This window comes from Paractinoplanes polyasparticus (assembly GCF_019710575.1).
GTDB lineage: Bacteria > Actinomycetota > Actinomycetes > Mycobacteriales > Micromonosporaceae > Actinoplanes > Actinoplanes polyasparticus.
Genome location: NZ_JAHWFK010000019.1, coordinates 140,418 through 166,433, shown reverse-complemented (window position 1 = coordinate 166,433; position 26,016 = coordinate 140,418). Strand labels below are relative to the sequence as shown.

Below are 26,016 nucleotides of genomic sequence, written 5' to 3'. Positions count from 1 at the left end.
CCGTTCTCGATCGGCATCGCCACCGTCGCGCTTGAAGGCCGGAGCGAATGAGCTGCGTCACGTTTTCCACAACCGAGACGCACCCGAGCGGTACCGCGATCCGCCCCGGGGCGGACCGATCACCACTGCGTGCCCAGCGAAAACCTTCTCGACCGTGCCGATGACCTGCTGACCAGCGGGCGGGCCGGCCAGGCCGCGACCCTGCTGACCCCCGTGGTCGGCGCCGAGCCCGACAACGCCGTCGCCTGGCTGCTGCTCGCCCGGGCCCGGATGGCGCTGGGCTCGTACACCGACGCCCTCTACGCGGCCCGGACCGCACTCGGGATCAACCCGCGCGGCGTCGAGGAGCTGTTCTGGGTCAGCGCCGCCTACACCGCGCTCGGCCGCCACGACCTGGCGATCACCGCCGCGTCGGCGGCCGCCGACGAGGATCCGGGCAACCCGCGGCCGGCCGAGCGGCACGGTCGCGCCCTGCTGGCGGCCGGGCGCACAGCCGAGGCCGAGACCGTGCTGGCCGCCGCGGCCGAGATCGCCCACTACGACGCCGACGTGCAGGTCGCGTACGGGATGGCGCTGTTCGCCGTGGGCCGCCCGCTGAGCGCCCGCGAGGTGTACGCCCGTGCCCTGCGCATCGCGCCCGGACACCAGCGTGCCCTGTCCGAGCTGCGGCGCCTGACCGCGGCCGAGAACCAGATCCGGGACGCCGACTCGCTGGTGCGGTTGGCCGACGCGTTCGCCGAGTCCCTGCGCGTCCCGGCCGGGGGGATCGGTCGTCCGGACCAGGCGCGTTCCGCCCTTGCCCACGTCGCGGCGGTGGCCCTCGGCGTCTGCCTGGTCGCCCTGGTGGTGCTGGCCGTGCTCATCCGCCTGGCCGGGGTCGAGGTCCCCATGCCCCTGCTGGTCGTCGTCTTCTGCATCACCGGTTCGGCAGCCTGTCTGACCGCTTACACGCGACGCCTCGGTTAACCGGCGCCCGTCCCTCGGTCAGCCGGCGTCCGCGCGCAGGCGGCGTAGGAGGCGGCCGAGTTCGGCCCGGTCGCCGGCCGAGAGGGTGGCGAAGAAGCGCTCGCCCGCGGCCTGGCGGGCCTCCCGGATGTCGCGGCTGACGCGGACGCCCTCATCGGTGAGCGTCACAAGCACGGCCCGGCGGTCGGCCGGGTCGGGATGACGCTCGGCCAGGCCGGCGGCCTGCAGGTCGTCGACGACCTCGGTGGCGGAGCGCGGCGCTATCCGCAGATGTTCGGCCAGCGTGCCCGGGCGCATGTCGCCGTGACGGGACAGCACGCTGACCGCGCGGGCCAGTGAGGGGGACAGCTCCCAGGGTTCCAGCGCCTCGCGGGTGCGGTGGCGCAACTGGCGGGACACCGCGAAGAACGCCTCGAGCAGACCCTCGTCGTCCACGGGAATACCGTACCAGCGGCTTCTGTTGTTCCCTCATGTTGAGGTAACCTCAGCAAAGTCCCGGCCGGTAGGCGCCGCTACGAGCGGCCGCGGCCGAATCCCCGTACGGAACGAGGTTTGCTCTTGGAAAGCCCCACCTCAGGCCGCGGTCGCGGCAAGAAGCCCACCGCCGCCGAGATCGCGCAGGCGAAGAACGTGTCCCTGCGCCGCATCGGCTCCCTGTTCACCGACCACCGCGGCCCCCTGGCCGTCGTCGTCCTCACCATCGTGGTCTCCTCGATCGTCAGCCTGGCCAGTCCGTTCCTGCTCCGCGAGGTCATCGACGCCGCGCTGCCCGACAGGAACGTGCGACTGCTCGTCTGGCTCGTCGTCGGCATGGTCGCCGTCGCCGCCGTCACCTCGGCGCTCGGTGTCGTCCAGACCTGGATCTCCACCACCATCGGCCAGCGCGTCATGCACCGCCTGCGCACCGACGTCTTCCGCCACCTCCAGCGCCAGTCGATCGCCTTCTTCACCCGGACCCGCACCGGCGAGGTGCAGTCGCGCATCACGAACGACATCGGCGGCATGGAATCGGTCGTCACGTCCACCGCCACCTCGATCGCCTCGAACCTGACCACGGTCGTCGCCACCGCGGTCGCCATGGCCGCCCTGTCCTGGAAGCTGTCGCTGGTGTCGCTGCTCGTGCTGCCGCCGTCGATCTGGCTCACGCGCCGGGTCGCGAGCATGCGCCGGGCCATCACCGCCCAGCGCCAGCGCGAGCTGGCCGACCTCAACGTCATCATCGAGGAGGGCCTGTCCATCGGCGGCGTGCAGCTGAGCCGCACCATGGGCACCGGCCCGGCCCAGGTCGACCGGTTCAGCAGCTCGTCGAGCCGGCTCATCGATCTCGAGCTGCGCTCCGAGCTGGCCGGGCGCTGGCGGATGGCCTCGATGAGCATCGTGTTCGCGGCCATCCCGGCGGTCATCTATCTCGCCGCCGGCCTGCCGGTCACCTCCGGCGGCATGAGCATCGGCACGCTGGTCGCCTTCACAGCGCTGCAGTCCGGCCTGTTCCGGCCGCTCATGGGACTGCTCAACGTCGGCGTCACGGTCACCACCTCGCTGGCGCTGTTCGCGCGCATCTTCGAATATCTCGACCTGCCGGTCGACATCGAGGAGCCGGCCCGGCCCGTGCCGGTCGCGGCTCCCCGGGGCCACTTGCGCTTCGAGGACGTCACTTTCACGTACGCGGGAAGTCCGTCCGCCGCCCTCGCCGGTGTGACCCTGGACGTGCCCGCGGGGTCGTCGCTCGCCCTGGTCGGCGAGACCGGCTCGGGCAAGAGCACGATCGCCTCGTTGATCGCGCGGCTCTACGACCCGAAGGCCGGTCGCATCACGATCGACGGCGTCGACCTGCGCGACCTGTCGTTCGAGACGCTCACCTCGATCGTCGGAGTGGTGTCGCAGGAGACCTACCTGCTGCACACGACCGTCCGCGAGAACCTGCGCTATGCCAAGCCGGACGCCACCGACGACGAGATCGAGTCCGCGGCCCGGGCCGCTCAGATCCACGACATGATCGCGGGCCTGCCCGACGGGTACGACACGATGGTCGGCTCGCGGGGCCACCGGTTCTCCGGCGGTGAGAAGCAACGGATCGCCATCGCGCGGACCCTGCTGCGCGACCCGCGCATCCTGGTGCTCGACGAGGCGACGAGCGCGCTCGACAACGAGACCGAGCGGGCCGTGCAGAAAGCGTTCGACGAACTCGCCCGCGGCCGGACGACGGTGACGATCGCCCACCGCCTGTCCACGGTCCGCGACGCCGACCAGATCGCCGTGGTCGACCACGGCCGGATCCTCGAGTCCGGCACGCACGACACGCTGGTCGACGTGGGTGGCCGTTACGCGGCCCTCGCCGCCTGACCCGCGGTGACAGCCGAACACAGAAACGCCCCGAGCCGATCGGCCCGGGGCGTTTCTCGTGGTTACTTGCTCTTCTTGCCTTCGGGAGGCGGGGCGGGCAGCTTGGGTGCGCTCTTCGCGTAGTCGACGACGATCGGCTTGGCCACGTGCACCAGCTCGCGAGCCCGGCGGCGGACGTCCTCGGCGTTCGTGTGACGGCCCGACGGCACGTGGATCGCGACGTTGCCGACGAAGCGGAGCAGGTCGTTGACCGTGCCCGGAAAGATGTTGCACAGCTCGGCCGCGGCCAGCAGCTGCGACTCGGGCACGCTCGCGACATGGTCGGACATGCCCGCCTGCCACGCCTTCGGGTGCACCAGGTAGCCGGCCGGGAGCAGACCGGGACCACCGAGCTCCTGCAGCGCCTGGGAACGGTTGCCCTTGGCGGGTCGCGCGCTGTTGACCGTGTAGAGGAAGCCGAGCGCGCCGAGCAGCCCGGTCACGGCGAGCGCCGCGGTGACCGATCCCGAGCCCTTCATCACGACGATGAACAGGATGACGAGGATCAGGGCGCCGGCCATCATCTCGGCGGTGCCGTCGCGGGCCTCGGAATCCTCGGAACGGTCGACCGCGCGGGCGATCAGGCCTTCGTAGATCCGGTCCGTGGGCTGCCACCGGTCTTCGCGGACCGGCAGTGTCCGCTGAGCCATGGGCGGGGTCCCTTCCTCGTGGTGTCGTCGTGCGATACCCCGATATCGGTCGGCCCCCGCCGCACTTTACGACTCGGCGACGCCTACTCCTCGACGCAGAACTCGTTGCCTTCCGGGTCGCGCAGCACGATCAGCCCGTCCGCCTCCCAGGCGAACGTCGCGCCCAGGCCCTTCAGCCGTTCCACCTCGGCCGGGATGTCGCCGCCGGGCGCCCGCAGGTCGAAGTGCATGCGCAGCTTGCCCTGCTTGGGCTCCGGCACACGCTGGAACCACAGGTTCGGCCCGCCCCAGCCCGGCGCCTCCACGAACGCCTTGGCCGAGGTCGAGTCCTCCTCCAGTTCGCCACCGAGCGCGGCGGCCCAGAAGCGGCCCACGACCAGCGCGTCCTGGCAATCGATGGTCAAGCTCTTGACGTACGGGTTCATGCCGTCAACCCCATTCCTCGTACCGCTCGTGGAAGACCACCTCGTCGAGCGGGCGCCGCTTCGGCTGCGCCCACCGCCCGCGCGCCGGGTAGCCGAGCGGGATCAGCGCCATGGTGAGCGCGTCGCCGGGCAGATTCAGAAGCTTGCGTACGCCGTCCTCGTGTCCGGCGTAGAGCGTCGTCAGGGTGGAGCCGATCCCGTGGGCGCGAGCGGCCAGCATCAGTTGCTGTACCGCGCCGTAAATGGAGGAGCCCAGCCGCGGGTTGTTCGACCGCGCAGCCCCGAGCAGCACCGGGAAGACCCAGACCGGCGCCTCCTCGAGATGCGCGGCGAGATGGTCGGCGGCCCGGAAGCTGGCCGCGCTCATGCCCTCCGGGTCGTCGGCGCGGAGAATCTGTTCACGCCGTGAACCGTAGTTCTTCTCCCAGCCCTCCCGGTACCACTCGGCGATCTGCCGCTTGACCTCCGCGTCCCGGACGACGATCCACGCCCACCGCTGGCTGTTGCCCCCGCTGGGACCGCGGACAGCGGCGTCGAGAATCGCGCGGACGACCTCGTCGCTGATCGGCTCTGTGGACAGATAGCGGCGGGCGGGTGTGGAGTGCAGCCCTTCGAGCAGGTACAGGCTGTTCGGATCTTCGGACGACATGCCCGGACCTTACCGGTCTCGAACAGGCCCGGCCCGCCCGGCGATCAGGGCGCGGGCGCCGGCGTGGCGTACTCGCCGGACGGGCGGAACCGCAACGGGCGGTCGCCGTACTCCTCGAGGGCGTGCGCGATCCAGCCGGCCGTGCGGGCGATGGCGAAGATGGTCTCGCCCGCCTCCGCCGGCATGCCGTGCTCCATGGTCAGGGCGGCGAGGGCCAGGTCGACGTTCGGTCGCAGGCCCGATCGCGTACGCATGATGTCGACCAGCCGCTCGGCCGCGTCCCGGGCGCGGGTGTCGCCGAGCATCGCGAACAGGGCCGTCGCCCGCGGGTCGCCGCCGGGGTAGAGGCGGTGGCCGAAGCCCGGCACCGGATCGCCGGAACGCAGCTTGTCGGCGATCGTGCCGATCGGGTCGGGCCGCGACATCGACTCGGCGAGCAGGGGGTAGGCCAGGCTGCTGGCGGCGCCGTGCAGGGGGCCGTCGAGCGCGGCCAGTCCGGCGCCGACGACGGCGTACGGGTTGGCGCGGGTCGAGGCCGCCACCCGTGCCGCCAGGGTGGAGGCGGCTATGTCGTGGTCGGCCAGCAGGATCAGGGCGGCGTTCAGCAGGCTGTGGTCCTTCGGGGTCGGCTCGTGGGCGGTGAGGCGGGGCCAGAGCCGCTCGGCGATGGTGCCGGCCGGCTGGGCCGTCTTGCCGGCGGACTGGCCGCCGTGTTTACCCGCCGGCTGGGTGGCGTGGGGGAGCGCGGCGACCATCGTGCCGAGCAGGGTGCGCGCGGTGGCGGTCACGGCGGCGGGGGTGGTGTCGAAGCGGAGGGGATCGCCGGCAGCCAGGGCGGCTACCGCCACGCGGAGCCGGTCGGTGTGGCGGGCGATCGCGGGCAGCGGGGCGATCACGGCCTCGGCCAGGCGGCGCTGGGTCTCGTCGGGCGGCAGGGCGACGTAGGCGCGGGTGCCTGTCCACAGGAGCTCAACGATCTCTTCGAAGCTCGCTACGCTCGCGAGCTGGATGGCGTCGTGACCGCGATACTGCAGTGTGCCGTTCCGGATGAGGGTGATGCCGGTCTGGATGCCGGGCAGGATGGGTTGCTTCCGTGCGGCCAGGAAGTTGTCGACCTCGGCCCGGTCGAAGAGGCTGCCCTTGCCGCTGGCGTTGCGGTGGCTGCTGAGCAGGCCGCGACTGACGTAGGCGTAGACCGTAGCTGGTCGCACGCCGAGGCGCTGGGCGACTTCGGCGGTGGTCAGGCGGGGCGGCTCGGCGGTCATGTGCAGATGCTCTCATATTGACTGGATCAATGTTGACGTCAATATGTACGCGATCCAGTCTCTCAACATGATGACTGTGAACCCAGGGCTGGCCGGTGTCGTCGCGTTCGACACCGAGATCGCCGAGCCCGACCGTGACGGTGGGGCGCTCCGCTACCGCGGCGTCGACATCCGCTCGCTGGCCGGCGCCGTCTCGTTCGGTGACGTGTGGGGGCTGCTCGCGGACGGCTCGTTCGAGTCGCCGCTGGTGCCGGTGGGACCGGAGGAGCCGGCCCGGCGGCCGGTGCGGACCGGGGATGCGCGGGTGGACGCCCAGGCGGCCGCGGCCGCGTTGGGGATGCGGCCGCTCATCGACATCGGGGACGCGGAGGCTCGTCAGGACCTGGCGCGGACCTCGGCAGCGATCATGAGCGTCGTGGCGGCGTCGGCCCGAGGCGAGGAACTGCCGGCGGTGCCGGAGCGGCGCGTCGCCGAGGGCTCGGACGTGACGTCGCAGTTCATGATCCGGTGGCGCGGCGAGCCCGACCCGCGGCACGTCGCGGCGATCGACCGCTACTGGGTCTGCGCGGCCGAGCACGGCATGAACGCGTCGACGTTCACGGCGCGCGTGGTGGCCAGCACCGGCGCGGATGTCGGGGCGTGCCTGTCGGCCGCGGTGGCTGCGCTCTCGGGGCCCTTGCACGGCGGGGCGCCTGCCCGGGCTCTCGGCATGGTGGAGGCCGTGGAGAAGAGCGGGGACGCGCGGGCGTACGTGAGGAAGGTGCTGGACAGCGGGCAGCGGCTGATGGGCTTCGGGCACGCCGTCTACCGCGCCGAGGACCCGCGTGCCCGGATCCTGCGGGAAGCGGCGCGCGAGCTGGGGGCGCCGCGTTACGAGGTCGCCGCCGAACTCGAGAAGGCCGCCCTGGCCGAACTGCGGGAGCGCAAGCCCGACCGGGTGCTCGAGACGAACGTCGAGTTCTGGGCGGCGATCGTGCTCGACTTCGCCGAAGTGCCCGTGGACATGCTCGCCGCGATGTTCACCTGTGGCCGCACGGCCGGCTGGAGCGCGCACATCCTCGAGCAGAAGCGCCTAGCGAAGATCATCCGGCCGTCGGCCGACTACGTGGGCCCGTCCGAACGCGCCGCGGCCGACCTGCCCGGCTGGGCAACAGCCACCAGCCGCCACGCCGCCCGACTGTCCGCCCGGAACTGAGGCCGCTCGCGGCACACGGGACCGTGATGTCGGAGCGTGCGGGTCGAGGCGACGACGGCTGGGGAAATCGGTCGCGTGGGTTCCGGACCGCGCGCACGATGCCGGAATGACTAATGCGCCTGAGGGATTCACCTACCGCGTCCGCAAGAACGGCGACATCGAGATGCTGCACCATGGGCGACCAGCGGGGGTGCTGCGCGGGCCGGCGGCCGCGCGGTTCCTGGCCGAGGTCGAGGAGGGCGACCCCCAGGAGCTCATGGCCCGGCTGACCGGCAACTACCGGCACGGCAACGAGCGCGTGGCCCGGAACCATCCGCGCAACCGCGGACGCTAGCCGAGGCGGTGGATGCGGCTCAGGAGCGCCGGCACCCAGTGGTCGCCGTAGCGCTGTTGCAGGTCGAGGCGGGTCCAGTCCTGGCCGGTGACCAGGCCGCGGCATCGAGCGGCGCCGCAGCGGCACGGCATGGCGAAGTCGTCGACGCCGGTGCTGGTGGCGTAGTCGTTGGTCAGTTCCTCGCCGGCGGCGATGTCACGGCGGGCCGTCAGCGTGTAGGGCGCGGCCCACCACAGGTTCGGGTCGCAGCTGTGGTTGCCCTTGCCGTTCGGACGGGCGGGCGGCAGCACCAGGTGTACATCTTGATACACATTGATCGAGTCAACATATCCGTCGGCCGTGGCGAGCTTGCCGGTCAGCTCCGTCGTGGAGACGAGGCGTCCGCCCAGGCGGGAAACCGTTGCGCCCTCGGAGATCGGCGCCCGCGCGAACAGGCCGTCACCCTGGACGGGGGAGGGCCGCACCTCGACAGCAGGATGCAGCCAGCAGTCCGGTTCGGGCGGCGGCCACATGAACCAACGATCCATCGGCCTCAATGGACAGCGCAAGTCAGGACGGGAACAACTCCCGGTGCAGGGCCGACTCGCGGAAGCCGCCGCCGTGGTGCGGGCTCGACCACACGAGCGGCTCCTCGGCGCCCGGCCCGGCCACCGACACGCAATAGTCGGGATGGACTCCGTCATCGCTGGTGCTGCGGCGCCACGTGACGTCCAGACGATCGCCGGACCGGACCTCGGTGGCGCCGAGCGGCACGTAGACCGGCGCCCATCCGCGCGTGCCGCCGGACAGCGTGTCGATCTCGCGCGACGACGTCGCCGGCGAGACGGCGATCCGGCTCCACAGCAACAACCCGGTCATCCGGGCCGCGGCGGCTTCGACAATGAGCTGCGCCGAGGCGACCTCGTCGGCGTCGGGCGGCGCGCGCCGGTGGTCGAAGACCAGCGACTCCACCAACCCGGCCGACGAGACGAGCAGCTCGGCGGCCGGGCCGCCCAGGCACAGCCGCAGATCGAAGGGCCGGCCGACCGCGGCGAAGACCTTGTCGACGTACGGACGGCTTTCGGCAGCCAGCGTCCGGGTGCCCTGCGGAAGCGAGACCGCCGCCGCCCACGTCTGCATGCGGAACGGTATCCACAGGCAGTCCGCGGTGCAGAGGCGCCGCCGCGCGTCCGCGAGGACGGCGACGGCCCCTTCGGCGGAGGCGATGTTCCCGACGATCTCCGACACGCACACCTGGGCCGGCGTGCGCAGGTCGATGCCCGTCGACAAGCCCTCGAGGATCGTCACCCGGCCGCCGAGTTCGGCCACGGCCGAGCGCGCCTGCGCGGCCACGTCGGGCTGCCGCTCGATCGCGTAGACATGCGCAGCCCCGGCCCGCGCCGCCGCGACGGCCCACAGCGCGTCCCGCCCGGTGCCGATGTCGAGCACCACCTTGCCCGCTACCGCTGGGGCAATCGCGTCGCCATAGGCGCGGAACCGTTCGTCCCGGACGTCGAAAGCGTCGTACACGCCGTCGTCGTACACCGGATATTCGCCCATCGAAGGGAACAGGGCGAACCGCGTCTCGCTAATAGCGGCACCGTAGCACCACGAGCGTGTGCCCCATCACCTCGTGCTGCGACGCGGCCTTCGCGGTCTTCCGCCGGACCGCCAGCAACGGATCCGCGGTATTGACCACGATCTCCCACGTACGCCCGAAACTGCGGTCCGGCAAGGTGAACTGCACCGTCTCGCCGAGCGGGTTGAACAACAGCAGGAACGAGTCGTCGTTGATCGTCTCGCCGAGCGCGCCGCGTTCCGGAATGCCTCGCCCGTTCAGGAACACCGTCATCGTCATGCCGCTGCGGGTGTTCCAATCGGCCTCCGTCATCGGCCGGCCGTCGCGCCGCAACCACGCGATGTCGGGCACCTTGTCGTCGCCGAACGCCTCGCCGGTGAAGAACCGCCGGCGCCGGAAGATCGGGTGCTTCGCCCGCAGTTCGGTGAGCCGCCGGGTGAAACCGGTCAGCACATCCTGATTGCGGGCCTCGGTCCAGTCGACCCAGCTGATCTCGTTGTCCTGGCAGTAGACGTTGTTGTTGCCGCCCTGGGTGCGGCCGAGCTCGTCGCCGTGCGCGATCATCGGCACGCCCTGCGACAGCAGCAGCGTGGCCAGGAAATTGCGCTTCTGTCGTTCCCGCAGCGCGACGATGTCGGCGTCGTCGGTCGGGCCCTCGACGCCGCAGTTCCATGACCGGTTGTGGCTCTCGCCGTCGCGGTTGTCCTCACCGTTGGCGTCGTTGTGCTTCTCGTTGTACGAGACCAGGTCCTCGAGGGTGAAGCCGTCGTGCGCGGTCACGAAGTTGATGGACGCGATCGGCCGGCGTCCGTCGATCTCGTACAGGTCGGAGCTGCCGGTGAACCGGGACGCGAACTCACCCAGGGACGACGGTTCGCCGCGCCAGAAATCGCGGACCGAGTCGCGGTAGCGGCCGTTCCACTCGGTCCACAAAGGGGGGAACCCGCCGACCTGGTAGCCGCCGTCGCCGACGTCCCAGGGCTCGGCGATCAGCTTGACCTGCGAGACGATCGGGTCCTGGTTGACCAGGTCGAAGAAGGCGGCCAGCCGGTCGACGGCGTGGAACTCACGCGCCAGCGCGGCCGCCAGGTCGAAGCGGAAACCGTCGACGTGCATCTCGGTCACCCAGTAGCGCAGCGAGTCCATGATGAGCCGCAACGATTCGTGGTGCCGGACGTTCAGGCTGTTCCCGGTGCCGGTCGTGTCGTAGTAGAACTGCTTGTCCTCCTCGACCAGCCGGTAGTACGCCGGATTGTCGATGCCCCGGAACGACAGCGTCGGCCCGAGGTGATTGCCCTCGGCGGTGTGGTTGTAGACGACGTCCAGAATGACTTCGATGCCGGCCTGGTGCAGCGCCTTGACCATCGACTTGAACTCCTGCACCTGGCCGCCGTGCCCGCCGAAGGACGCGTACCCGTTGTGGGGTGCGAAGAAGCCGATGGTGTTGTAGCCCCAGTAGTTCGTGAGCCCGCGGTCGACGAGCGTGCTGTCGTGCACGAACTGGTGCACCGGCATCAGTTCGACGGCGGTGACGCCCAGCTCCTTGAAGTGCTTGATCATCGCCGGGTGGGCCAGTCCCGAATAGGTTCCGCGCACGTCCTCGGGAATGCCGGGATGGCGCTCGGTCATGCCCTTGACGTGCGCCTCGTAGATGACCGTCTGGTGGAACGGGATGCGCAGCGGCCGGTCGTTGCCCCAGTCGAAGAACGGATTGATGACGACGGACTTCTGCGCGTACGGCGCGGAATCGTCGTCGTTGCGCGAATGGGGATCGCCGAAGCGGTACGCGAAGAGCGCCTCGTTCCAGTCGTTACGTCCGTCGATGGCCTTGGCGTACGGGTCGAGGAGAAGTTTGCTGGGATTGCAGCGCAGACCGTTGGCCGGATCGTAGGGGCCGTGCACCCGGTATCCGTACCGTTGACCCGGCACGATCCGGGGCAGATAGCCGTGCCAGACGAGCGCTTCCCGCTCCGGCAGGTCGATACGCGTCTCGTTTCCGTCTTCGTCGAACAGACACAGTTCGACCCGTTCCGCGAGTTCGGAGAAGAGCGCGAAGTTCGTCCCGCCGCCGTCGTAGGTGGCGCCGAGAGGGTACGGGTTTCCTGGCCAGATGTGCATGCGGATGTTGCTTCCCTCCCACCACCGTCGTCAATCCGAGCGTCCGGTGGTCGTCAGCACTAGGTTGATGTCCAGGGGGTGCGCATGAGTACAGGCATACCGGGCTGGGTGCCCGTCGAACATAGGTGGTTCGGGCTCGACCGGCGACAGATGAAGCCCGCGTTGTTCGTTCTCGTGGTCGCTCTTCTCCTCATCTACGGCTGGCCGGCCCTCAACGCGATCGTGCCCTGGGACAACCCGACGAAGGTCGGCGACGTGCTCGACCTGGGCGACGGCGCGACCGCGGTGCCGCCCGTCGGCTGGCAGTTGGAGGACGGGGCGCTGGTCAGCGATCGTACGGGCGTCAGCGCCACCAACGACAACGTGAAGCTGGTCAAGGCGGGCACGACCATTCAGATGACCGGCGCGGCGTTCAACGGCACCGCGGCCCAGTTCCTCGACCAGGTCATCAGCTCGGAAGACCCGGACGCCGACATCTCCGACACGCCGGCGACGTTCACCACGACGTCCGGACTGGTCGGTGTGGTGCGCAGTGCGAGCGGCACCGGCGGCGACGAGTTGCTCGCGGCGTTCAAGATGTCGCGGACCGAACCGGCGGCGGCGCCGGCCCTGCTGGTCGAGGTCGCCGCCGTACCCGGTGAGTTCCAGCAGGTCTCCAGTGAGGTCGACACGTTCCTGCGCAGCATCACCTCGGGGGCGAACGAATGACGGTCACCATCTCCACCGCCAAGAACGCCCAGCTCGAGGCGATCGACGAGTCCGGCTGGGGCGCCCCTTTCAAGTTCTTCCAGCCGCACAACCCGGCCTTCTGGGTCTATGTCATCGGGGTGGGCGCCGGCGCGCTCGGCATGATCAAGTATTTCGGGCCGGCCCTCGGGGGCACCTACCGCCTGGCTGTCACCAGCGGCATCGTGTTCTTCGGGATCTATCTCATCCCGTGGCTGATCTTCCTGCGCCGCCAGAACCGCTACACCGCGCAGCCGGGCCGCCTGCTGGCCACCGGCTTCGTCTGGGGTGCGGTCGCCGCCACGTTCTGGATCGCTCTGCCGGCGAACACCGCCCTGCTCGAGATCTGGACGAAACTGCTCGGCCCGACCGGCGCGAGCACGTGGGCCGCCGGGCTCAGCGCGCCGATCGACGAGGAATGGAGCAAGGCCCTCGGGCTCATCCTGCTGATCGCGCTGGCGCCCCGCCTGATCCGCAGCGCGTACGACGGTTTCATCGTCGGCGCGTTCATCGGGCTCGGCTTCCAGGTCTCCGAGGACGTCCTGTACGCCTACAACAACGCGACCTCCAGCTTCGGCGTGGGCCAACTGGAGTCCTCGCTGTTCATCCTGGCCATTCGCGGGTTCGTCGGCATCACGTCGCACGCCCTGTTCAGCGCGATCTTCTGCGCCGGTGTGATGTGGGTTCTCGGCCGCGCACCCGGGGAACGACGGGTGGGACGCGGCATCCTGGCCTGCCTGGCTGCGATGTGTCTGCACTTCGCGTGGGACGACGCGTCCGGCCTGTTCGGCTGGAGCACCTTCCTCGTCGTGGTCGGGCCCTACCTGATCCTCATGCCGCTCGCGATCGCGACGCTGCTGGTCGTGCGCCGGCTGGCCTCGGCCAAGGAACGCGCCTGGATGCGGGAACTGCTCGCGCCCGAGGTCGAGACCGGCGTGATCGACGCGCCGCTGCTGGACGCGGTGAGCGGCCTGCACAAGGACCGTCGTCACTTCGGCAAACTCGTCCACAGCCGGCACCGCGCTCGTCACCTCGTCGAAAGCGCGGGCGACCTGGCTCAGGAGATCGCGGCCGCGGGCGGGCAGGAGACACCTCGGGTGGCGCATGCCCGGGCCGAGGTGCTCCGCCTGCGCAGAACCTGACCGGATACGTTCATCCCATGCAGAAGGCGCTCACGTACGCCGAGGTCGGCGCGACCCGCGAAGGACCGCTGCCCGGCGGTTACGACCATGTCTTCCGCGACGTGCGGCTGGGCGAGGGGCGTACGACGTACGAGAAGGCTGTGGACGGACTTTTCCACTGGCAGATGCACCGCGCGGCCGGTCTGAGCGTTCGTGACGCTCCCGGGCCGGCCGCACCTGGTGTCGACGTGACGCTGCGACTGCTGTTCCTGAGCATCCCGTGCCGCGTCGTCTACACGATCGACGAGCCGAACCGGCGGGGCTTCGGCTACGGCACGCTGCCCGGCCACCCCGAGAGCGGCGAGGAGGCGTTCTTCGTCGTGCTCAAGGACGACGGCGAGGTGCGTTTCCAGCTGCGGGCCTTCAGCCGGCCCGCCAATTTCCTCGTACGGCTGGGCAGCCCGGTGGCGAAGCAGGTCCAGCGGTACGCCACCAATCGCTACGTCAGCGCGATGCAGCAGGTCAGCCGCGGTTAGAGACGGTCGGGCACCCCGGTCCGCATGCTCACACCGCGCGGTTGCTGTCGCGGCACGACCTGTGCGAGGCGTTCGAGTGCGCCCAGACGGTCGGGTTCGGCCGGGATCATCACGACGCTGGTCGCTCCGGCGCCGTGCCGGGCCGCTATCCGAGCGCGTACCTCATCGGGCGTGCCCGCCAGCGACAACTCGCCGACCCAGGTGTCGGGCATCGTGGCGGCGAAGTCCTCCGGGCCCGCTGACGTCCGGCGGTGCTCTGCCAGGTCGTCGGCGAACGGCATCGGGGCCAGATGGGGGGCCCAGTCGGGCTCGCCGATCCAGGCCAGGCCGGGGCGCACCAGGTCGCGGGCGGCGCGGCCGTCGGCGCCGACCACCGCGGCGTCGTACGTGATGACCTCGAGGGACGACGAGCCCAGGTGCCCGATCGACGCCTCGACGTAGGGCGGCGCCGCCGGCTCGGCCAGCAGCACGCCGTCGGAGACCCGGCCGGCGACCGCGATCGACTTCGGCCCCCGCACGCCCAGCACGACCGGCGGCGCCACGCTCGGCTTCTCGCCGATGATCACGCCCTCCACCTGCACGTACCGGCCCGCGGCCGGTCCCGGCTCGCCCCGCAGCAGCGTGCGGACGGCGATCGTGTACTCCTCGAGCAGGGTGAGCGGGCTCTTCGGCCACGCGCCGGTCTGCCGCATCCAGTCGGGCATGCCGTGGCCGATCCCGGCGATCAAGCGGCCGGGGAACAGCTGCGCGAGCGTGGCCAGCTCCATCGCCGCGAAGGCCGCGTTGCGCGCGCCGGCCGGCAGGATCCCGATGCCCACCACGATCCGCGAGGTCGCGGCGAGCACCGCGCCCGCCTGGGCGATGCCGCCGCGGAAGCCCAGATCCTCGACGACCCACAGCTCGTCGAAGCCGAGGTCGTCGGCGCGTCGCGCATAGTCGAGCACCTCATCCACCGGCAGGTCCCGCGGCAACATCACACCGACACGCGTCACGACGAGCTCCCCTTGAATCCGGTCTTGTCCGCCTCGGTGATCTTACGGAGCACTCGCGCCGGATTGCCCGCGGCGATCACCCCGGCCGGAATCGATCGCGTCACCACGCTGCCCGACCCGACGATCGACCCGTCACCGATCGTCACGCCCTGATTGATCGTGACGTCGCCTCCCACCCAGACGCGGTCACCGATGGCCACCGGTCTCGCGTAACAGCCGCCGGCGGCGCGTTCGACCGGGTCAATGGCGTGATTGCTGGTGTAGATGCCGACCCGCGGACCGAAGAGCACGTCGTCACCGATGGTGATCCCGCCGCCGTCGAGCAGGACGCAGTCGAAGTTCGCGTAGAACCGGTCGCCGACCGTGATGTTGAAGCCGAACTCGCACCGGAACGTCGGCTCGAAGTGACAGCCGGCGCCCACGTTTCGTAACAGCCGATGCAGGATCGCCTCGCGCGCGGCCGGCGGCTGTCCGAAGCTGTCGTTGTACTCGCCGGTGAGCAGGACGGTTCGCTGCCGGGCCGCAACCAGCTCGATTGTCAGATCGTCATACATCGCACCGGTCAGGATGTGCGCCCGCTGCTCGTCGAGGTTCATGGTGAATCCATACCCTGCGGCAGATCCCGGCGTCCCGGCGGGCCCACTTCGAAGAGCCGGATGTCGTAGCGGGGCGGGTGGTGCGAATCGTCGCTCACGCCGAGGGCCGCGGCGGGGCGAGCAGGGCGCTGGCGCGCCCGGAACGCTCACCCCACCACGGCGACGTGAGTGAGTGGTTCCGCTCAAGAGCGAAGATCTTAAGATCGGGCGGTGCTGAACACTGACGGGGAACTGGCCGTCGCAGCGGCCGAAGCGGGCGCTGCGGTTGTGCTCGACCGATACGGCACCGATCTCGCGCGTTTCGACAAGGCGCCGGGGGACTTCGCCACCGAGGCCGACGTGGAAGCCGAGAAGGCGATTCTGGAAATCCTGCGGGAGGCTCGGCCCGGGGACGTCGTCGTCGGGGAGGAGGGCGGGCGCAGCGAAGGCTCGTCCGATGGCGTCGGTCCGCAGCGCGAGTGGCTCGTGGATCCGTTGTGCGGCACGCTGAACTACGCGGCGCGCACGATGCTGGTCTCGGTCAACGTCGCCCTTCGCGGCGGCGGGCGCACGGTGGCGGCCGCGTCCGCTGATCCGTTCGCGGGCGAGGTGTTCTGGACAGATGGCGACCGCGCGTGGGGCCGCACCGGCGGGCGCGACGAGCCGCTCGCGCCGGATGCCTCGTCGAACCTGGTCGACCTCAATCTCGACCCGCCGTTCCCGAACGCGCCCGCGTTCCGCGCGGCCCGGTTGTTGCTCGACGACGGGTTCACCGGTCGGTTCCGCCCGCGTGTCATCTCCAGCACCCTGGCCGTCGCGTGGGTCGCCGCCGGTCGCCGGGCCGCCTACATCACCGACGGGCACCTGGGCGACAGCGTCCACTTCGCCGCCGGCATAGCGCTGTGTCAGGCCGCGGGCTGCGTCGTGACCGCTCTCGACGGCTCACCCGTGCACAGCGGAACACAAGGCCTCATAGCCGCCGCCGACAGTGACACCCATGCGGCCTTGCTGAAGCTGATCGCCTGACCGCGAGGCTTGCCGGGCTGGCTGCTTTGTGCGGTTCTGGCCACGAGGCCTTGTTGAGCCGGCTGCTGGCTGCTTCGAGCGGTTTCGGTCACGACCTCAGCCTGATCGCGTTGTCCGCCTGCTGCTCGTGCCGTGGGTTGTGCCGACGGTCGTGACAGACTGACGTTGCTGACGACGATGGTTCGCCGGGCTGGTGGCCCTGACCGTACCGATCGGTTCCGGGCCGATGCTGACAACCTCGTTCGTTGAGCTGACTGCGTGAGTGCTCCGATCGGTGCCAAATGGTGCGCCCACGAGAGTCTGTGGAGGGATTGCGTGGTCCGGTCGGCGAGGGCTGGCCGAAGCGATCGATGGTGGCGGCGGCGCCGGGAGTGTCAGGCCCGGGGCAGGGTGAGCCGCATCGCGGGGTCGGCGGTGCGGACGAAGCCCTGCGAGGCGTACAGCGGTAGGCCATCCTCGCTGGCTCGAAGGTCGACCAGGCCGGCGCCCTGATTCTGGAACCACTCGATCAGCGCTGCCGTGCACGCCCGCGCATAGCCTCGGCGCCGGTGGCCGGGGTCGGTGGCGACATTGAACATGTAGCCGACCCGTCCTTGGGGATTGCGTGGACCGCCGAGCCGCTCCTCGAGGATGCCGACGGCGCAGGCCGCGAGCCGCCCGTTTGCGCCCGGCTGGTCCACGACGAAGCCGGCCATGGACGGCTCCGGCTCGGCCAGCCGTCTCAACAGGATGCGCCGGGCGGTATCGCGCCAGCCGTGCTCGTCCGAGTCGTCGGCGATGCCGAAGAGCACGCCTCGCAGCCGTACCAACTCGTCCGCGTCGTCCACCGTGGCCCGCCGAGCGCTGATCATCGCCCGAGAATACTGACCGCCCCGGTCTCCGGGCACCGGATTAACGACGCGAGCCAGCCGCGCCGACGGAGCCGAGTGTCATGTGCCGGCGCTTCGACGTTCGGCGCGTTCGCCTGGACAGCGACGCGCGGTCACCGCGGCCAAAAGGCTGCGGCGACCGCGTTGTGGTCAGGTGGGGCTGAGGTTGTGGCGTCCGGATTGAGCGTTGCGGTCGGGCGAGGCTGAAGCTGGGTGTCCAGGCTGTGCGCCGACGAGGTCTGCACCCGGGTGCGGGGCGGGCTGATTCTCGTCGACGACTTGGAGTACTCCGACCCGCCTACCCTGCCGCGCTGCCGTCGGCTGCCGCGGTCAGGCCAGGCCGAGGCCGCGGCGGCCGGTTTCGTTGAGGTCGGCCTCGGTGAAACGGTCGGGCCATTCGCGCTCGTAGTGCTCGGCCGGGAAATCGGACGGGCTCGAGCCGGACAGGAACGCCTCGCGGACGGTGGCGGCGTAGGTCTCGTTGCGGGGGCACCAGGGGGCGGCGGGGATGTACATGACGTTGCCCCAGCCCTTCTGGTCCTGCACCGGGGCAACGCTGTGGATCATGTCGCAGTGCCACCAGACCGAATCGCCGGCCTGGACGTCGGGGATGCCGGCCAGCGCCTCCAGGAGCAGGCCGTGCCACTTGTCGGTGGCGGGGAAGACCTGGTTGACGGTCACGCCGCACATCTCGTCGTCGGGCACGTCGCTCAGCAGCGGGCGCAGCATCAGGTACGCCATGGCGCCGGGGATCGGCACGGTGTGCAGGACGCCCTGGTCGTGCGCCATGTCGGAGAGTGCCGTCCAGCCCTGGAAGGTGCGGAAGGCCGAGCACATGGTCGAGCCGGGGTACTGCGGGCCGGAGGTGCGGTAGGCCGCGTCCCACGGGTCGTACTTCTCCACATCGCCGTTGAACAGGTGGCGGAAGGCCTGTTGATAGGCCTCCGTCATCCACAGATCGAGCGTGCCGGGGTCGAGGTGCGTTCCCAGGCCGGCGGAGTCGGCGCCCTCGGGCCGGCGGCGGATGCGGTCGGGATAGAGCGAGTCACGCGACGGGTCGAACCACTGCACGCCCTCGGAGGTGTGCTTCCACTGGCTGTTGAGGAACGTCTGCACGCGGGCCATGCGGTCGCTCTGGCGCGCTTCCATCTGCGCGCGCGACCAGTAGATCGGGTAGATCTCGGGCTTCGAGCCGACGCTGCCGAAGAAGTCGTCGCCGGGACCGCGGTAGTCGGAGAAGAAGTTGTTGTCCTCGACGTACTGCACGATGCCGGCATCCCAGCCGAGGGCCTGCGAACGCTCGAAGTGACCGCGCACAACGAGGCAGCCGCGCTTGCGCAGTCGCGCGACGTCGGCGGCGCTGACGGTGCCGGCTTCGATGTCGTCGTACGAGATGACGGGCCAGATCGTCTCGCCGCGCGACCGGGCGGCGTTGATCTCGGCGACCTCGGCGGCGATGGAGCGCTCGACGACGGCGAAGACCTCCTCGACCGTACGGCCGGAAGCGGCGATCTGCCGGCGGAGCGCCGCCTTGACCTCGCGGATGGCGGCGGGGAGGTCGGCGGGCGTCTCCTCCCAGTGGGGGAGCGACATGGCGGGTCCCTTCTAGTCATGTCCCTTTACTGGAAACACGGTAAGGCCCCGCGCCCTTTCCAGGCAAGAGCCTTGACTAGAATGGCGCGGTGGATCCGGCCAAGCCTTCCCAGGAGTTGCTGCGCTCGCTGACCGATGAGCACGTGTTGCGTGCTCTCATGCGCCATCGCCTGTTGACGCGCGCCGAGTTGTCCACAGAGACCGGCATCTCCAAGCCCACCGCCGGAGAAAGCGTCCGGCGCCTGACCGAAGCCGGCCTGGTTGTGGATACCGGCCGCCGGACCCCCGGTGGCCGGGGACGGGGCCGGGTCGGCTCCTACTACTCGCTGGCTCCCGACGTGGGCACCGCGCTGGCCGTCAGCATCGCCCCCGAGGGCGTGGTAGCCGAGTGCCACAACGCCTACGGCGACCTGATGGCCCGCGCGCAGGAGCCCCTGGGCCGGCCCGCCCGGCCCGACGACGTGACCGCAGCGCTGGCCCGGGCGGTCGACCGGGTGCGCCAACTCGCCGGTGAGCAGCCGGAAGCCGGCACCATCCACGAGTCGCCCTCGAACGGCGTGGATCCGTCGATCCGACCCGCCTCGCCCGGGCCGAAGCCTCGGCTGGCGGTGGTCAGCGCGGCCGATCCGGTTGATCGGCAGACGGGGCGGCTGCTGCAGTTGCCCGATGCGCCGTTCCTGCTGGGCGAGATCGATCCGGTGGCGGTGCTGGCGGGGCGGGTGGACGGCCCTGTGCATGTGGACAACGACGTCAATTGGGCTGCCGAAGCCGAATGGGCGGCGGCGCCGGTCGACGACTTCGCCTATGTGTATCTGGACGAGGGACTCGGCTGCGCGATCGTCAGCGACGGGGAGGTGCGCCGGGGGCATCGAGGGGTCGCCGGCGAGGTGGCCCACCTGATCACGGTGGGTCCGGGCGGACGGGCGATGCCGCTCATCGAGGTGTTCGGTGAGCTGGGCCTGCGGTGTGCGGGCTCGACCGCCATCGACGTCGGGCGTGTGCTCGAGGAACGTCCGCCCGCGGTGGTGACCGCCGTCGGCGGGCTGATCGCGGCACTCGCGACGCTCATCGACCCCGAGATGGTGGTCATCGGTGGCCGATGGGGGATGCAGCTCATCGACCGCATCGATCAGGAGGTCGCGTGCTCGCCCCGGCCGGTGCCGGTGCGCGCCGCGAAGGTGCAGCACGAGCCCGCACTGGCCGGTGCGCGAACCGACGCCCTCCACAGATTGCGCGAACTCATCGTCGGCCGCTGAACGGGTGGTGGGACGGCTGGGTCAGCCGATCAGCTCGGGGATGCGGCCGAAGAGCTGCGTCGTATAGGTGATCATTTCGTGCAGCATCCAGTTGCCCGAGAACAGGAGGGCGGCGCAGACTGCTGCGGCCTTCGGGACGAAGGACAGGGTGGCTTCCTGGATCTGGGTCACCGACTGGAACAGGGAGATGGCGAAGCCGACCGCCAGGGCCGTCAGCAGGACCGGTGCGCACATCTTGGCGGCGATGGTCATGGCTCCCAGGCCGAGCTCGATGATCATTGTGTCGGTCATGACCCTCTCTTCGGGTGTTTCGGCCCGTTGTGGAGTGCAGACCGGTTGCAGTTCGGTGAGACCGCGGCCGGAACGCTCAGATTCTGACGTCGATGGCCCGGCGAAGGGGCGTCATGCAAAGCCGGGCATCACGCAAAGTCGGCAAGCCTGGGCATCACGCCTACCCGGGACGTCACCCGACCGGGGGAGTCGCGGAACGCCGGAGGCCGGGGCGGTGGGCGCTCGGCGTCCCGGGTGATGTCTCAGACGACCGAGTACTTCTCGGGCAGGGGTGAACGGCCGGTCAGGGCGCTCAGCACCGTTGGTGCCTCGCCCAGGGCCACGGCGATCCGGACGGCCAGCAGCGTGGCCTCCGACACGGCCGCGGGGTCGAAGCCGGCGGGGACCCCGGCCGCGGCGGACACGTCGTTGCCGTGGACCACCAGTTCGAACGTTCGCGTCGGGAGCCAGTCGCGGACGCGCATGCCGCCGACGGGGGTGGTCACCACGTCGTCGTCGCCTGCGCCGGCCAGCGCCTGGGTTGCCCGGCCGGCCAGTTCGCCCACGGCGTCCAGGAGGTCGACGGCCCGGCGGGCGTCGTCGCCGGAAGCGGCGACAGCGGCCGCGTACACGTCGGCCGGCACATCGCGGATGAAGGCGAAGTAGCCCTCGGGAGCTTCGATGTTGACTGCCTGGGGGCCGCCCCGCTGCGCCGCGGTCGCGCCGGGGAGGGACGGGGAGCGCAGCGCGGGTGACGATGCCGTGCCCAGCACCGCGGGCACCTGCTCCAGCGCCGAGCTGACCGTGTGGCCGATCAGCTCGCGCAGCGTCCACTCGCCCAGGCCGGGACCGTCGAGGCGGTCGGCGGGCACCCGGCCCACCAGGTCGACGAAGGTCACGGCGGCGGAGCGGTACGTCCGGCGGTAGTCCATGCCGTCAATTTAGTCAGAGTCGGACCGGTGCCGACCGCGGGCGTAGTCGTGTTCGGCCGTCTCGTCGCCCGACGCCCCGTGGCGGGCCCGATACCCGGGCTCGGCATACCCGGGCTCGGCATACCCCGGCGCCGGCGGCCGCAGGGCCGGGTTGTGTCCGGCGTGGCCCGGGAGTGGGCCGTTCCCGCCTCGCCACGCTGATGCCCCGGGCTCGGTCGGCGTCGACGACCCGCCGGCCTGGGCCTGCGCTGACGCCCAGTCCGGTTCGGCGTGTGTTGACGGATCGTTCGGGTGAGCGTGCGCCGATGCCCAGTCCGGTTCGGCGTGCGTCGAGCGATCGCTCCGATGGGAGTGTGCCGAGGGCCGGCCGGGTTCGGCGTGCGTTGGCGGGCCGCTGGATGGAGAGTGCGCCGCGGACCAACCGGGTTCGGCGTGCGTTGAGGAGCTGGGCCTTACGTGGGCCGGCGGGCGGCCGGGCTCGGAATGCGCAGGAGAGCCGGATTCGGAACGCAGGGAGGGGAGACCGGACGGGCGGGGCGGGCGCGGCTCGGCCACCACCGGGTTCTCGCCCAGGCCGGACGGAGGCAGGCCGGACGGCATCGCGGTCGACTTGGCGGGGGCGTCCGACCTCTTGTGCTTCGTCGGCGCGGGCGCCGGCGCTGACGGGTCGAGCGGGGGCGGCGGCGTCGGGAACGGCTGGCGCTCGGCATGGCCGGTGACGGCCGGGGCGGCGTACGGGGAAGTGAGATCCTCCTCCAGCCGCTTCATCCGGGCGCGGGTGCGGCGGCGGGCGATCACGGCCACCGCCAGGCCCAGCACGGGCGTCGCGAAGACGAACCAGCTCATGAACGGCGATTCGGGCGCGACCACCATCAGGTAGCCCGCGTACCCCAGGAACGCCAGGCCGGCCAGCACGTCGAGCGCGCGCAGGAGCAGACCCTGGCCGACGCCCAGCACGGCCAGGATCAGGAACAGCAGGCCCGACGCTGCCAGCGCCCCGGCGTACCGGAGGAACTCGCCGTCCGACATGGAGGACTCCTAAATGATCAGGAGCCCCTATTGTCCGAGGTTATGGGCCTTTACCGGCGTCTTTTCTGATTCAGCCCCCGCTGTAGTCCCTTATCCGTCCTTTGTCCGTTTCCGAGGCACCGGCGGAGGCGTGTTTGGCCGGTCCGGGCGGCGGGAACGCCGAATACATGCCAGCACGCGAGGAAATGCCCGCCACCTTGAAGCGGTCGCCCAAGAAGGCCCAGGACACGTTCGCGAAGACGCACGACTCGGCCGTCGACCAGTACGGCGAGGGCGAGCGCGCGCACCGCACCGCGTTCTCGGCCGTCAAGCACTCGTTCGAGAAGGTCGGCGACCACTGGGAGCCCAAGGAGACCAAGGGCCCGAGCGACGCCCAGGCCGCGGGCGGGCGGGACACCGGGGCCGAGACGGCCGGCGGCGTGGACGCCAACGCCAGCAAGGAGCACCTGCTCGGCCTCGCGAAGCGGCTCGACATCACCGGGCGGTCCCGGATGACCAAGGCCGAGCTGGTGGAGGCCATCCAGAAGGCCAACGACCGGGAGTCGCGCCGTAGCCTGAACCGATGAGTCTGGACCGGTTCGTCGAAGCGCAGGACGGCACGTACGAGGACGCGAGGGCCGAGCTGACGGCCGGCCGCAAGCGCACCCACTGGATGTGGTTCATCTTTCCGCAGCTCAGCGGTCTCGGCTCGAGCCCGACGGCCCAGCACTACGCGATCCGCGACCTCGACGAGGCGCGGGCCTACCTGTCGCACCCGGTGCTCGGGCCGCGGCTGTACGAGCTGGCCGGCGTGCTGGTCAAGGCGGAGCGGAGCGCGACGGAGATCTTCGGCTACCCCGACGACCTGAAGCTGCGCTCGTCGATGACCCTGTTCGCGCGAGCCGCCGGGGTGGACGGCGACCCGGCCCCGTTCCAGCAGGTCATCGACCACTTCTACGACGGCCCCGACGAGCGCACGCTGGAGCTGCTGGGCCGCTGATACGGTGCCGGTGATGAAGACCCACGACGAGGCCGTCGCCGCCGCCACCGAGCTTGCCGCTGCCCTCGCCCCGGGCGCGGCCGAGCGCGACCGCAACGGCGCCGACGTGATTCCGTGCGAGGCCCTGGCCCTGATCGACGGCTCCGGCCTGCTCGCGATCACCGTTCCGGCCGAGGACGGCGGCCCCGGCCTCGGCCCGTCGACGCTGGCCGAGGTGACCCGGCTGATCGCCGCCGCCGACCCGGCCCTGGCCCAGGTGCCCCAGGCGCACTACCTGCTGGTCGACGTGGTGGCCGTCCACGGCGACGACCACCTGCGCGGGCGGCTGTTCGCCGAGGTGCTGGCCGGGCGCCGGATCGGCAACGCGCTGGCCGAGCGGGGCGGGAAGCACGCCCAGGATCTGAGGACGCGGGTGGCCGGCGGGCGGCTCGACGGCGTGAAGTACTACACCACCGGCGCCCTGACCAGCGCCTGGATCGCGGTGAGCGCGATCGGCGAGGACGGCCGGCTGGTGCTCGCGTTCGTGCCGCGGGACGCCCCCGGTGTCGAGGTCGGCACCGACTGGGACGTGATCGGGCAGCGCGCGACCATCAGCGGCACCGCCACCTTCACCGGCGTGCCGGTCGAACACGCCCTCGACTACTCCCGCGCCTACGAGGCGCCGCAGCAGCTCGGCGCGCGCGCCCAGCTCGTGCACGCCGCCATCGAGGTCGGCATCGCCGGCGGCGCCCTGGCCGACGCCCGGGCCTACCTGCGCGAGAAGGCCCGCCCGTCGACCGAGGCCGTACGCGCCGGCGCCGCCCGCGCCGTCGACGACCCGCATGTCATGTACCGATACGGCCGGCTGGCCACCCGCGTCCGCGCCGCCGAGGCTCTGCTGGCCGACGCGGCCCGCACGCTCGACGAGATCGGCCTGGCGCCCGCCGACGCCGCCACCGCAGCCCGCGGCTCGCTGGCCGTGGCGGCCGCGAAGGCCTTCGGCAGCGAGGTGGCCGTGGAGGCCGGGTCGGAGCTGTTCGCGCTGTGCGGCACGAGCTCGGCCGCGAGCAAGTACGACCTGGACCGGCACTGGCGCAACGCGCGCACCCACAGCGTGCACGACCCGGTCGACTGGAAGTACCACCACCTGGCCGCCTGGGAACTCGCCGACGTCCAGCCGCCCAACCACGGCCAGCTCTGACACCGCCTCGGCCGAGGAGACACCGCCGGTGTCGATACGTTAGGTTCCTGCGTCAGGATCTGGCGGAGGGCGGCGGGGCAATGGTCGACATCGAGGCGGGGGAGTCCGTACGGGGCTCGCGCGTCGACACCGTGATGGCGGCGGCGATCGTGCTGACCGTCGACGCGGTGGTGCTGCTCGCGGTGGCCGTGATCGGCGTGCCGTTGCTGATGTTCCTCTTCGGCGACGAGGACGGCACCTGGCTGCGACTGTGGCCGCTCATCGTCTCGTGGCTGATCGCCGTGGTGCTCGCCGGCGTCTGTGCCACCGCGGTGGCGCGGCTCTCGGGTCTCGGCTCGTACTCGATCCGCCGGATCGGCACCGGAGCGGCGCTGAGCGTCGCGGTGGCCGCGGCCGTGCTGGCCGCCGGATCGATCGGCTCGAACCCGGGCTGGCTGCTGCTCGGTCTGCCCTTCGCGGTCGCCAACCTGGCCGCCGCCCTGGTCTTCGCCAGCCCCGAGCGCGCTCTCGCCGTGGCAGACCGCTTCCCGCGCTTCCGCCCGGTGGCGCTGCCGGAACCCGAGCGCCAGTGGATCGCGCCGGTGGAGGACGAGGCCGCCTACGCCCGCCCCGAGGGCGAGCAGCCGGACCCCGTGCGCACCCACGACACCATCGACCTGCTGGCGCACCTGGGCCGCCCGGAGACCAAGCCCCGCCGCCGGCGCGGCCCGGCGGCCACCCGCACCCTCGCCGGCGTGCAACTGCCCCGCCGGGCCCGCCGCCCTCATTCCCGCAGCGACAGCCGGGCCACCCGCTCGAGCCGCTCCCGGTAGGCGACCCACCAGTCGCGGTCACCCGGCGGCAGGTTGCTGTGGGCGGCCCGCACCCCGACCGACTCGTCGATGAGCTCCCGCACGATGTCGGCGTGGCCGGCATGCCGGTTCACCTCGGCGGTCACGTGGACCAGGATGCGGTGCAGGCTCACCTCGGCGCGCTCGGCGGGCCACCACGGCACCCGCCCGGCCGCGTCGAGCGGCAGCTCCGCGATCGTGGTGTCGCCGTGGGCCCGGACCCGCCGGTAGAGATCGACGATCTGCTCGCGCGACTCGGACTCGTCGGCCCACATGTCGGCGTTGTCCTCGGCGTCCTCCTCGATCCACGGCATCGGCTCGGGAAACGGCCGCCCGAACGTAGCGCCGAAGTAGCCCGCCTCCACGCTCGCGACGTGTTTGACCAGCCCGAGCAGATTGGTGCCGGTGAAGACCAGCGGCCGGCGGACGTCGTAGTCGGAAAGCCCGTCGAGCTTCCACAGCAACGCTTCGCGCGCCTGCTGCAGATAGTGGACGAGATCGGCCTTGGGATCGAAGCTAACCATGAGGCAGAGCCTCCCACCCCGGTACGACAGGACGGC

The 26,016-nt window shown here is 71.0% G+C and carries 29 protein-coding genes; 13 read left to right on the top strand and 16 right to left on the bottom strand.

All coding sequences use genetic code 11. The features are described from left to right. Positions 1–129: 129 nt before the first annotated feature. A complete protein-coding gene (locus KXC43_RS52780; RefSeq protein WP_221377596.1) occupies positions 130–966 on the top strand; it encodes a tetratricopeptide repeat protein in 837 nt (278 codons plus the stop codon). An 18-nt stretch (positions 967–984) separates the two neighbouring features. On the opposite strand, the gene KXC43_RS19930 is transcribed toward KXC43_RS52780, so the two are convergent. Next, positions 985–1,401 (bottom strand): MarR family winged helix-turn-helix transcriptional regulator, encoded by a 417-nt coding sequence (locus KXC43_RS19930; RefSeq protein WP_308129158.1) that lies wholly within the window; start codon positions 1,399–1,401, stop codon positions 985–987. 123 nt (positions 1,402–1,524) lie between these two features. Between KXC43_RS19930 and KXC43_RS19925 the strand changes: the two genes are divergently transcribed. After that, positions 1,525–3,309: an ABC transporter ATP-binding protein gene (locus tag KXC43_RS19925; RefSeq protein WP_221377595.1), complete on the top strand. Its 1,785-nt coding sequence runs from the start codon at positions 1,525–1,527 to the stop codon at positions 3,307–3,309. Between the two features lie 62 nt (positions 3,310–3,371). Here KXC43_RS19925 and KXC43_RS19920 read toward each other — a convergent pair whose 3' ends face one another. The 4 genes from KXC43_RS19920 to KXC43_RS19905 all read right to left on the bottom strand — a co-directional run bounded on the left by KXC43_RS19920 (position 3,372) and on the right by KXC43_RS19905 (position 6,337). Beyond that, the gene (locus tag KXC43_RS19920) at positions 3,372–3,998 is read right to left on the bottom strand and encodes a hypothetical protein (protein WP_221377594.1); all 627 of its coding nucleotides are present in this window, start codon (positions 3,996–3,998) and stop codon (positions 3,372–3,374) included. An 83-nt stretch (positions 3,999–4,081) separates the two neighbouring features. Further along, a complete protein-coding gene (locus tag KXC43_RS19915) occupies positions 4,082–4,423 on the bottom strand; it encodes a VOC family protein (RefSeq protein WP_221377593.1) in 342 nt (113 codons plus the stop codon). Positions 4,424–4,427: 4 nt separating this feature from the next. Continuing rightward, a complete protein-coding gene (locus KXC43_RS19910; RefSeq protein ID WP_221377592.1) occupies positions 4,428–5,072 on the bottom strand; it encodes a nitroreductase family protein in 645 nt (214 codons plus the stop codon). A 44-nt stretch (positions 5,073–5,116) separates the two neighbouring features. Beyond that, the gene (locus KXC43_RS19905; RefSeq protein WP_221377591.1) at positions 5,117–6,337 is read right to left on the bottom strand and encodes a citrate synthase; all 1,221 of its coding nucleotides are present in this window, start codon (positions 6,335–6,337) and stop codon (positions 5,117–5,119) included. Between the two features lie 67 nt (positions 6,338–6,404). Between KXC43_RS19905 and KXC43_RS19900 the strand changes: the two genes are divergently transcribed. Together KXC43_RS19900 and KXC43_RS19895 are read left to right on the top strand one after the other, a co-directional pair. Further along, the gene (locus tag KXC43_RS19900; protein WP_221377590.1) at positions 6,405–7,532 is read left to right on the top strand and encodes a citrate synthase 2; all 1,128 of its coding nucleotides are present in this window, start codon (positions 6,405–6,407) and stop codon (positions 7,530–7,532) included. 106 nt (positions 7,533–7,638) lie between these two features. Further along, on the top strand, positions 7,639–7,866 hold the full coding sequence (locus KXC43_RS19895) for a hypothetical protein (protein ID WP_221377589.1): 228 nt from the start codon (positions 7,639–7,641) through the stop codon (positions 7,864–7,866). Here KXC43_RS19895 and KXC43_RS19890 read toward each other — a convergent pair. From KXC43_RS19890 to glgX, 3 genes are read right to left on the bottom strand one after another with little or no spacing between them, the layout of a single operon-like run. After that, positions 7,863–8,393 (bottom strand): SET domain-containing protein, encoded by a 531-nt coding sequence (locus KXC43_RS19890; RefSeq protein ID WP_221377588.1) that lies wholly within the window; start codon positions 8,391–8,393, stop codon positions 7,863–7,865. The two genes, KXC43_RS19895 and KXC43_RS19890, sit on opposite strands and share 4 nt — an antisense overlap. 22 nt (positions 8,394–8,415) lie before the next feature. Next, positions 8,416–9,405, bottom strand: coding sequence for an SAM-dependent methyltransferase (locus tag KXC43_RS19885; RefSeq protein WP_221377587.1), 990 nt, complete (start codon positions 9,403–9,405; stop codon positions 8,416–8,418). 28 nt (positions 9,406–9,433) lie between these two features. Continuing rightward, positions 9,434–11,542 (bottom strand): glycogen debranching protein GlgX, encoded by a 2,109-nt coding sequence (glgX, locus tag KXC43_RS19880; protein WP_221377586.1) that lies wholly within the window; start codon positions 11,540–11,542, stop codon positions 9,434–9,436. Positions 11,543–11,626: 84 nt separating this feature from the next. Between glgX and KXC43_RS19875 the strand changes: the two genes are divergently transcribed. From KXC43_RS19875 to KXC43_RS19865, 3 genes are read left to right on the top strand one after another with little or no spacing between them, the layout of a single operon-like run. After that, a complete protein-coding gene (locus KXC43_RS19875; RefSeq protein WP_221377585.1) occupies positions 11,627–12,250 on the top strand; it encodes a hypothetical protein in 624 nt (207 codons plus the stop codon). After that, complete coding sequence (locus KXC43_RS19870) at positions 12,247–13,410, top strand: PrsW family intramembrane metalloprotease (RefSeq protein WP_221377584.1); 1,164 nt, start codon at positions 12,247–12,249, stop codon at positions 13,408–13,410. Before KXC43_RS19875 ends, KXC43_RS19870 begins: the two co-directional genes overlap by 4 nt. Before the next feature lie 17 nt (positions 13,411–13,427). After that, a complete protein-coding gene (locus KXC43_RS19865; RefSeq protein WP_221377583.1) occupies positions 13,428–13,925 on the top strand; it encodes a DUF1990 domain-containing protein in 498 nt (165 codons plus the stop codon). On the opposite strand, the gene KXC43_RS19860 is transcribed toward KXC43_RS19865, so the two are convergent. Continuing rightward, positions 13,922–14,917, bottom strand: coding sequence for an LLM class flavin-dependent oxidoreductase (locus KXC43_RS19860; RefSeq protein ID WP_221377582.1), 996 nt, complete (start codon positions 14,915–14,917; stop codon positions 13,922–13,924). The two genes, KXC43_RS19865 and KXC43_RS19860, sit on opposite strands and share 4 nt — an antisense overlap. Beyond that, positions 14,914–15,513, bottom strand: coding sequence for a sugar O-acetyltransferase (locus KXC43_RS19855; protein ID WP_221377581.1), 600 nt, complete (start codon positions 15,511–15,513; stop codon positions 14,914–14,916). The genes KXC43_RS19860 and KXC43_RS19855 overlap by 4 nt, the downstream gene beginning before the upstream one ends. A 213-nt stretch (positions 15,514–15,726) precedes the next feature. Between KXC43_RS19855 and KXC43_RS19850 the strand changes: the two genes are divergently transcribed. After that, complete coding sequence (locus tag KXC43_RS19850; RefSeq protein ID WP_255644438.1) at positions 15,727–16,518, top strand: inositol monophosphatase family protein; 792 nt, start codon at positions 15,727–15,729, stop codon at positions 16,516–16,518. 374 nt (positions 16,519–16,892) lie between these two features. Here KXC43_RS19850 and KXC43_RS19845 read toward each other — a convergent pair whose 3' ends face one another. Both KXC43_RS19845 and KXC43_RS19840 read right to left on the bottom strand, forming a co-directional pair. Beyond that, complete coding sequence (locus tag KXC43_RS19845; protein WP_221377579.1) at positions 16,893–17,369, bottom strand: GNAT family N-acetyltransferase; 477 nt, start codon at positions 17,367–17,369, stop codon at positions 16,893–16,895. A 348-nt stretch (positions 17,370–17,717) separates the two neighbouring features. After that, positions 17,718–18,980, bottom strand: coding sequence for a DUF1479 domain-containing protein (locus KXC43_RS19840; protein WP_221377578.1), 1,263 nt, complete (start codon positions 18,978–18,980; stop codon positions 17,718–17,720). A gap of 89 nt (positions 18,981–19,069) precedes the next feature. Here KXC43_RS19840 and KXC43_RS19835 point away from each other — a divergent pair, with 89 nt between their 5' ends. Beyond that, positions 19,070–20,236, top strand: a complete 1,167-nt coding sequence (locus KXC43_RS19835; protein WP_221377577.1) for an ROK family transcriptional regulator — start codon at positions 19,070–19,072, stop codon at positions 20,234–20,236. A gap of 21 nt (positions 20,237–20,257) precedes the next feature. Here the strand turns inward: KXC43_RS19835 and fliQ are convergent, their stop codons facing one another. The 3 genes from fliQ to KXC43_RS19820 all read right to left on the bottom strand — a co-directional run bounded on the left by fliQ (position 20,258) and on the right by KXC43_RS19820 (position 22,467). Beyond that, positions 20,258–20,527 carry a flagellar biosynthesis protein FliQ gene (gene fliQ, locus KXC43_RS19830; protein WP_221377576.1) on the bottom strand — a complete coding sequence of 90 codons (270 nt, stop codon included), beginning with the start codon at positions 20,525–20,527 and terminating at the stop codon, positions 20,258–20,260. Between the two features lie 242 nt (positions 20,528–20,769). Next, positions 20,770–21,438: a maleylpyruvate isomerase N-terminal domain-containing protein gene (locus KXC43_RS19825; protein WP_221377575.1), complete on the bottom strand. Its 669-nt coding sequence runs from the start codon at positions 21,436–21,438 to the stop codon at positions 20,770–20,772. Positions 21,439–21,447: 9 nt separating this feature from the next. After that, entirely contained in the window at positions 21,448–22,467 is a 1,020-nt protein-coding gene (locus tag KXC43_RS19820) for a Yip1 family protein (protein WP_221377574.1), read from the bottom strand. Positions 22,468–22,634: 167 nt separating this feature from the next. Between KXC43_RS19820 and KXC43_RS19815 the strand changes: the two genes are divergently transcribed. The 4 genes from KXC43_RS19815 to KXC43_RS19800 all read left to right on the top strand — a co-directional run bounded on the left by KXC43_RS19815 (position 22,635) and on the right by KXC43_RS19800 (position 25,438). Further along, positions 22,635–23,033 (top strand): ChaB family protein, encoded by a 399-nt coding sequence (locus KXC43_RS19815; RefSeq protein WP_221377573.1) that lies wholly within the window; start codon positions 22,635–22,637, stop codon positions 23,031–23,033. Continuing rightward, positions 23,030–23,446: a DUF1810 domain-containing protein gene (locus KXC43_RS19810; protein WP_221377572.1), complete on the top strand. Its 417-nt coding sequence runs from the start codon at positions 23,030–23,032 to the stop codon at positions 23,444–23,446. The genes KXC43_RS19815 and KXC43_RS19810 overlap by 4 nt, the downstream gene beginning before the upstream one ends. Before the next feature lie 13 nt (positions 23,447–23,459). Then, on the top strand, positions 23,460–24,626 hold the full coding sequence (locus tag KXC43_RS19805; protein ID WP_221377571.1) for an acyl-CoA dehydrogenase family protein: 1,167 nt from the start codon (positions 23,460–23,462) through the stop codon (positions 24,624–24,626). Between the two features lie 80 nt (positions 24,627–24,706). Next, positions 24,707–25,438 (top strand): hypothetical protein, encoded by a 732-nt coding sequence (locus tag KXC43_RS19800; RefSeq protein ID WP_221377570.1) that lies wholly within the window; start codon positions 24,707–24,709, stop codon positions 25,436–25,438. On the opposite strand, the gene KXC43_RS19795 is transcribed toward KXC43_RS19800, so the two are convergent. After that, on the bottom strand, positions 25,390–25,980 hold the full coding sequence (locus KXC43_RS19795; RefSeq protein ID WP_221377569.1) for a DinB family protein: 591 nt from the start codon (positions 25,978–25,980) through the stop codon (positions 25,390–25,392). The genes KXC43_RS19800 and KXC43_RS19795 overlap by 49 nt on opposite strands. Positions 25,981–26,016: the final 36 nt, after the last annotated feature.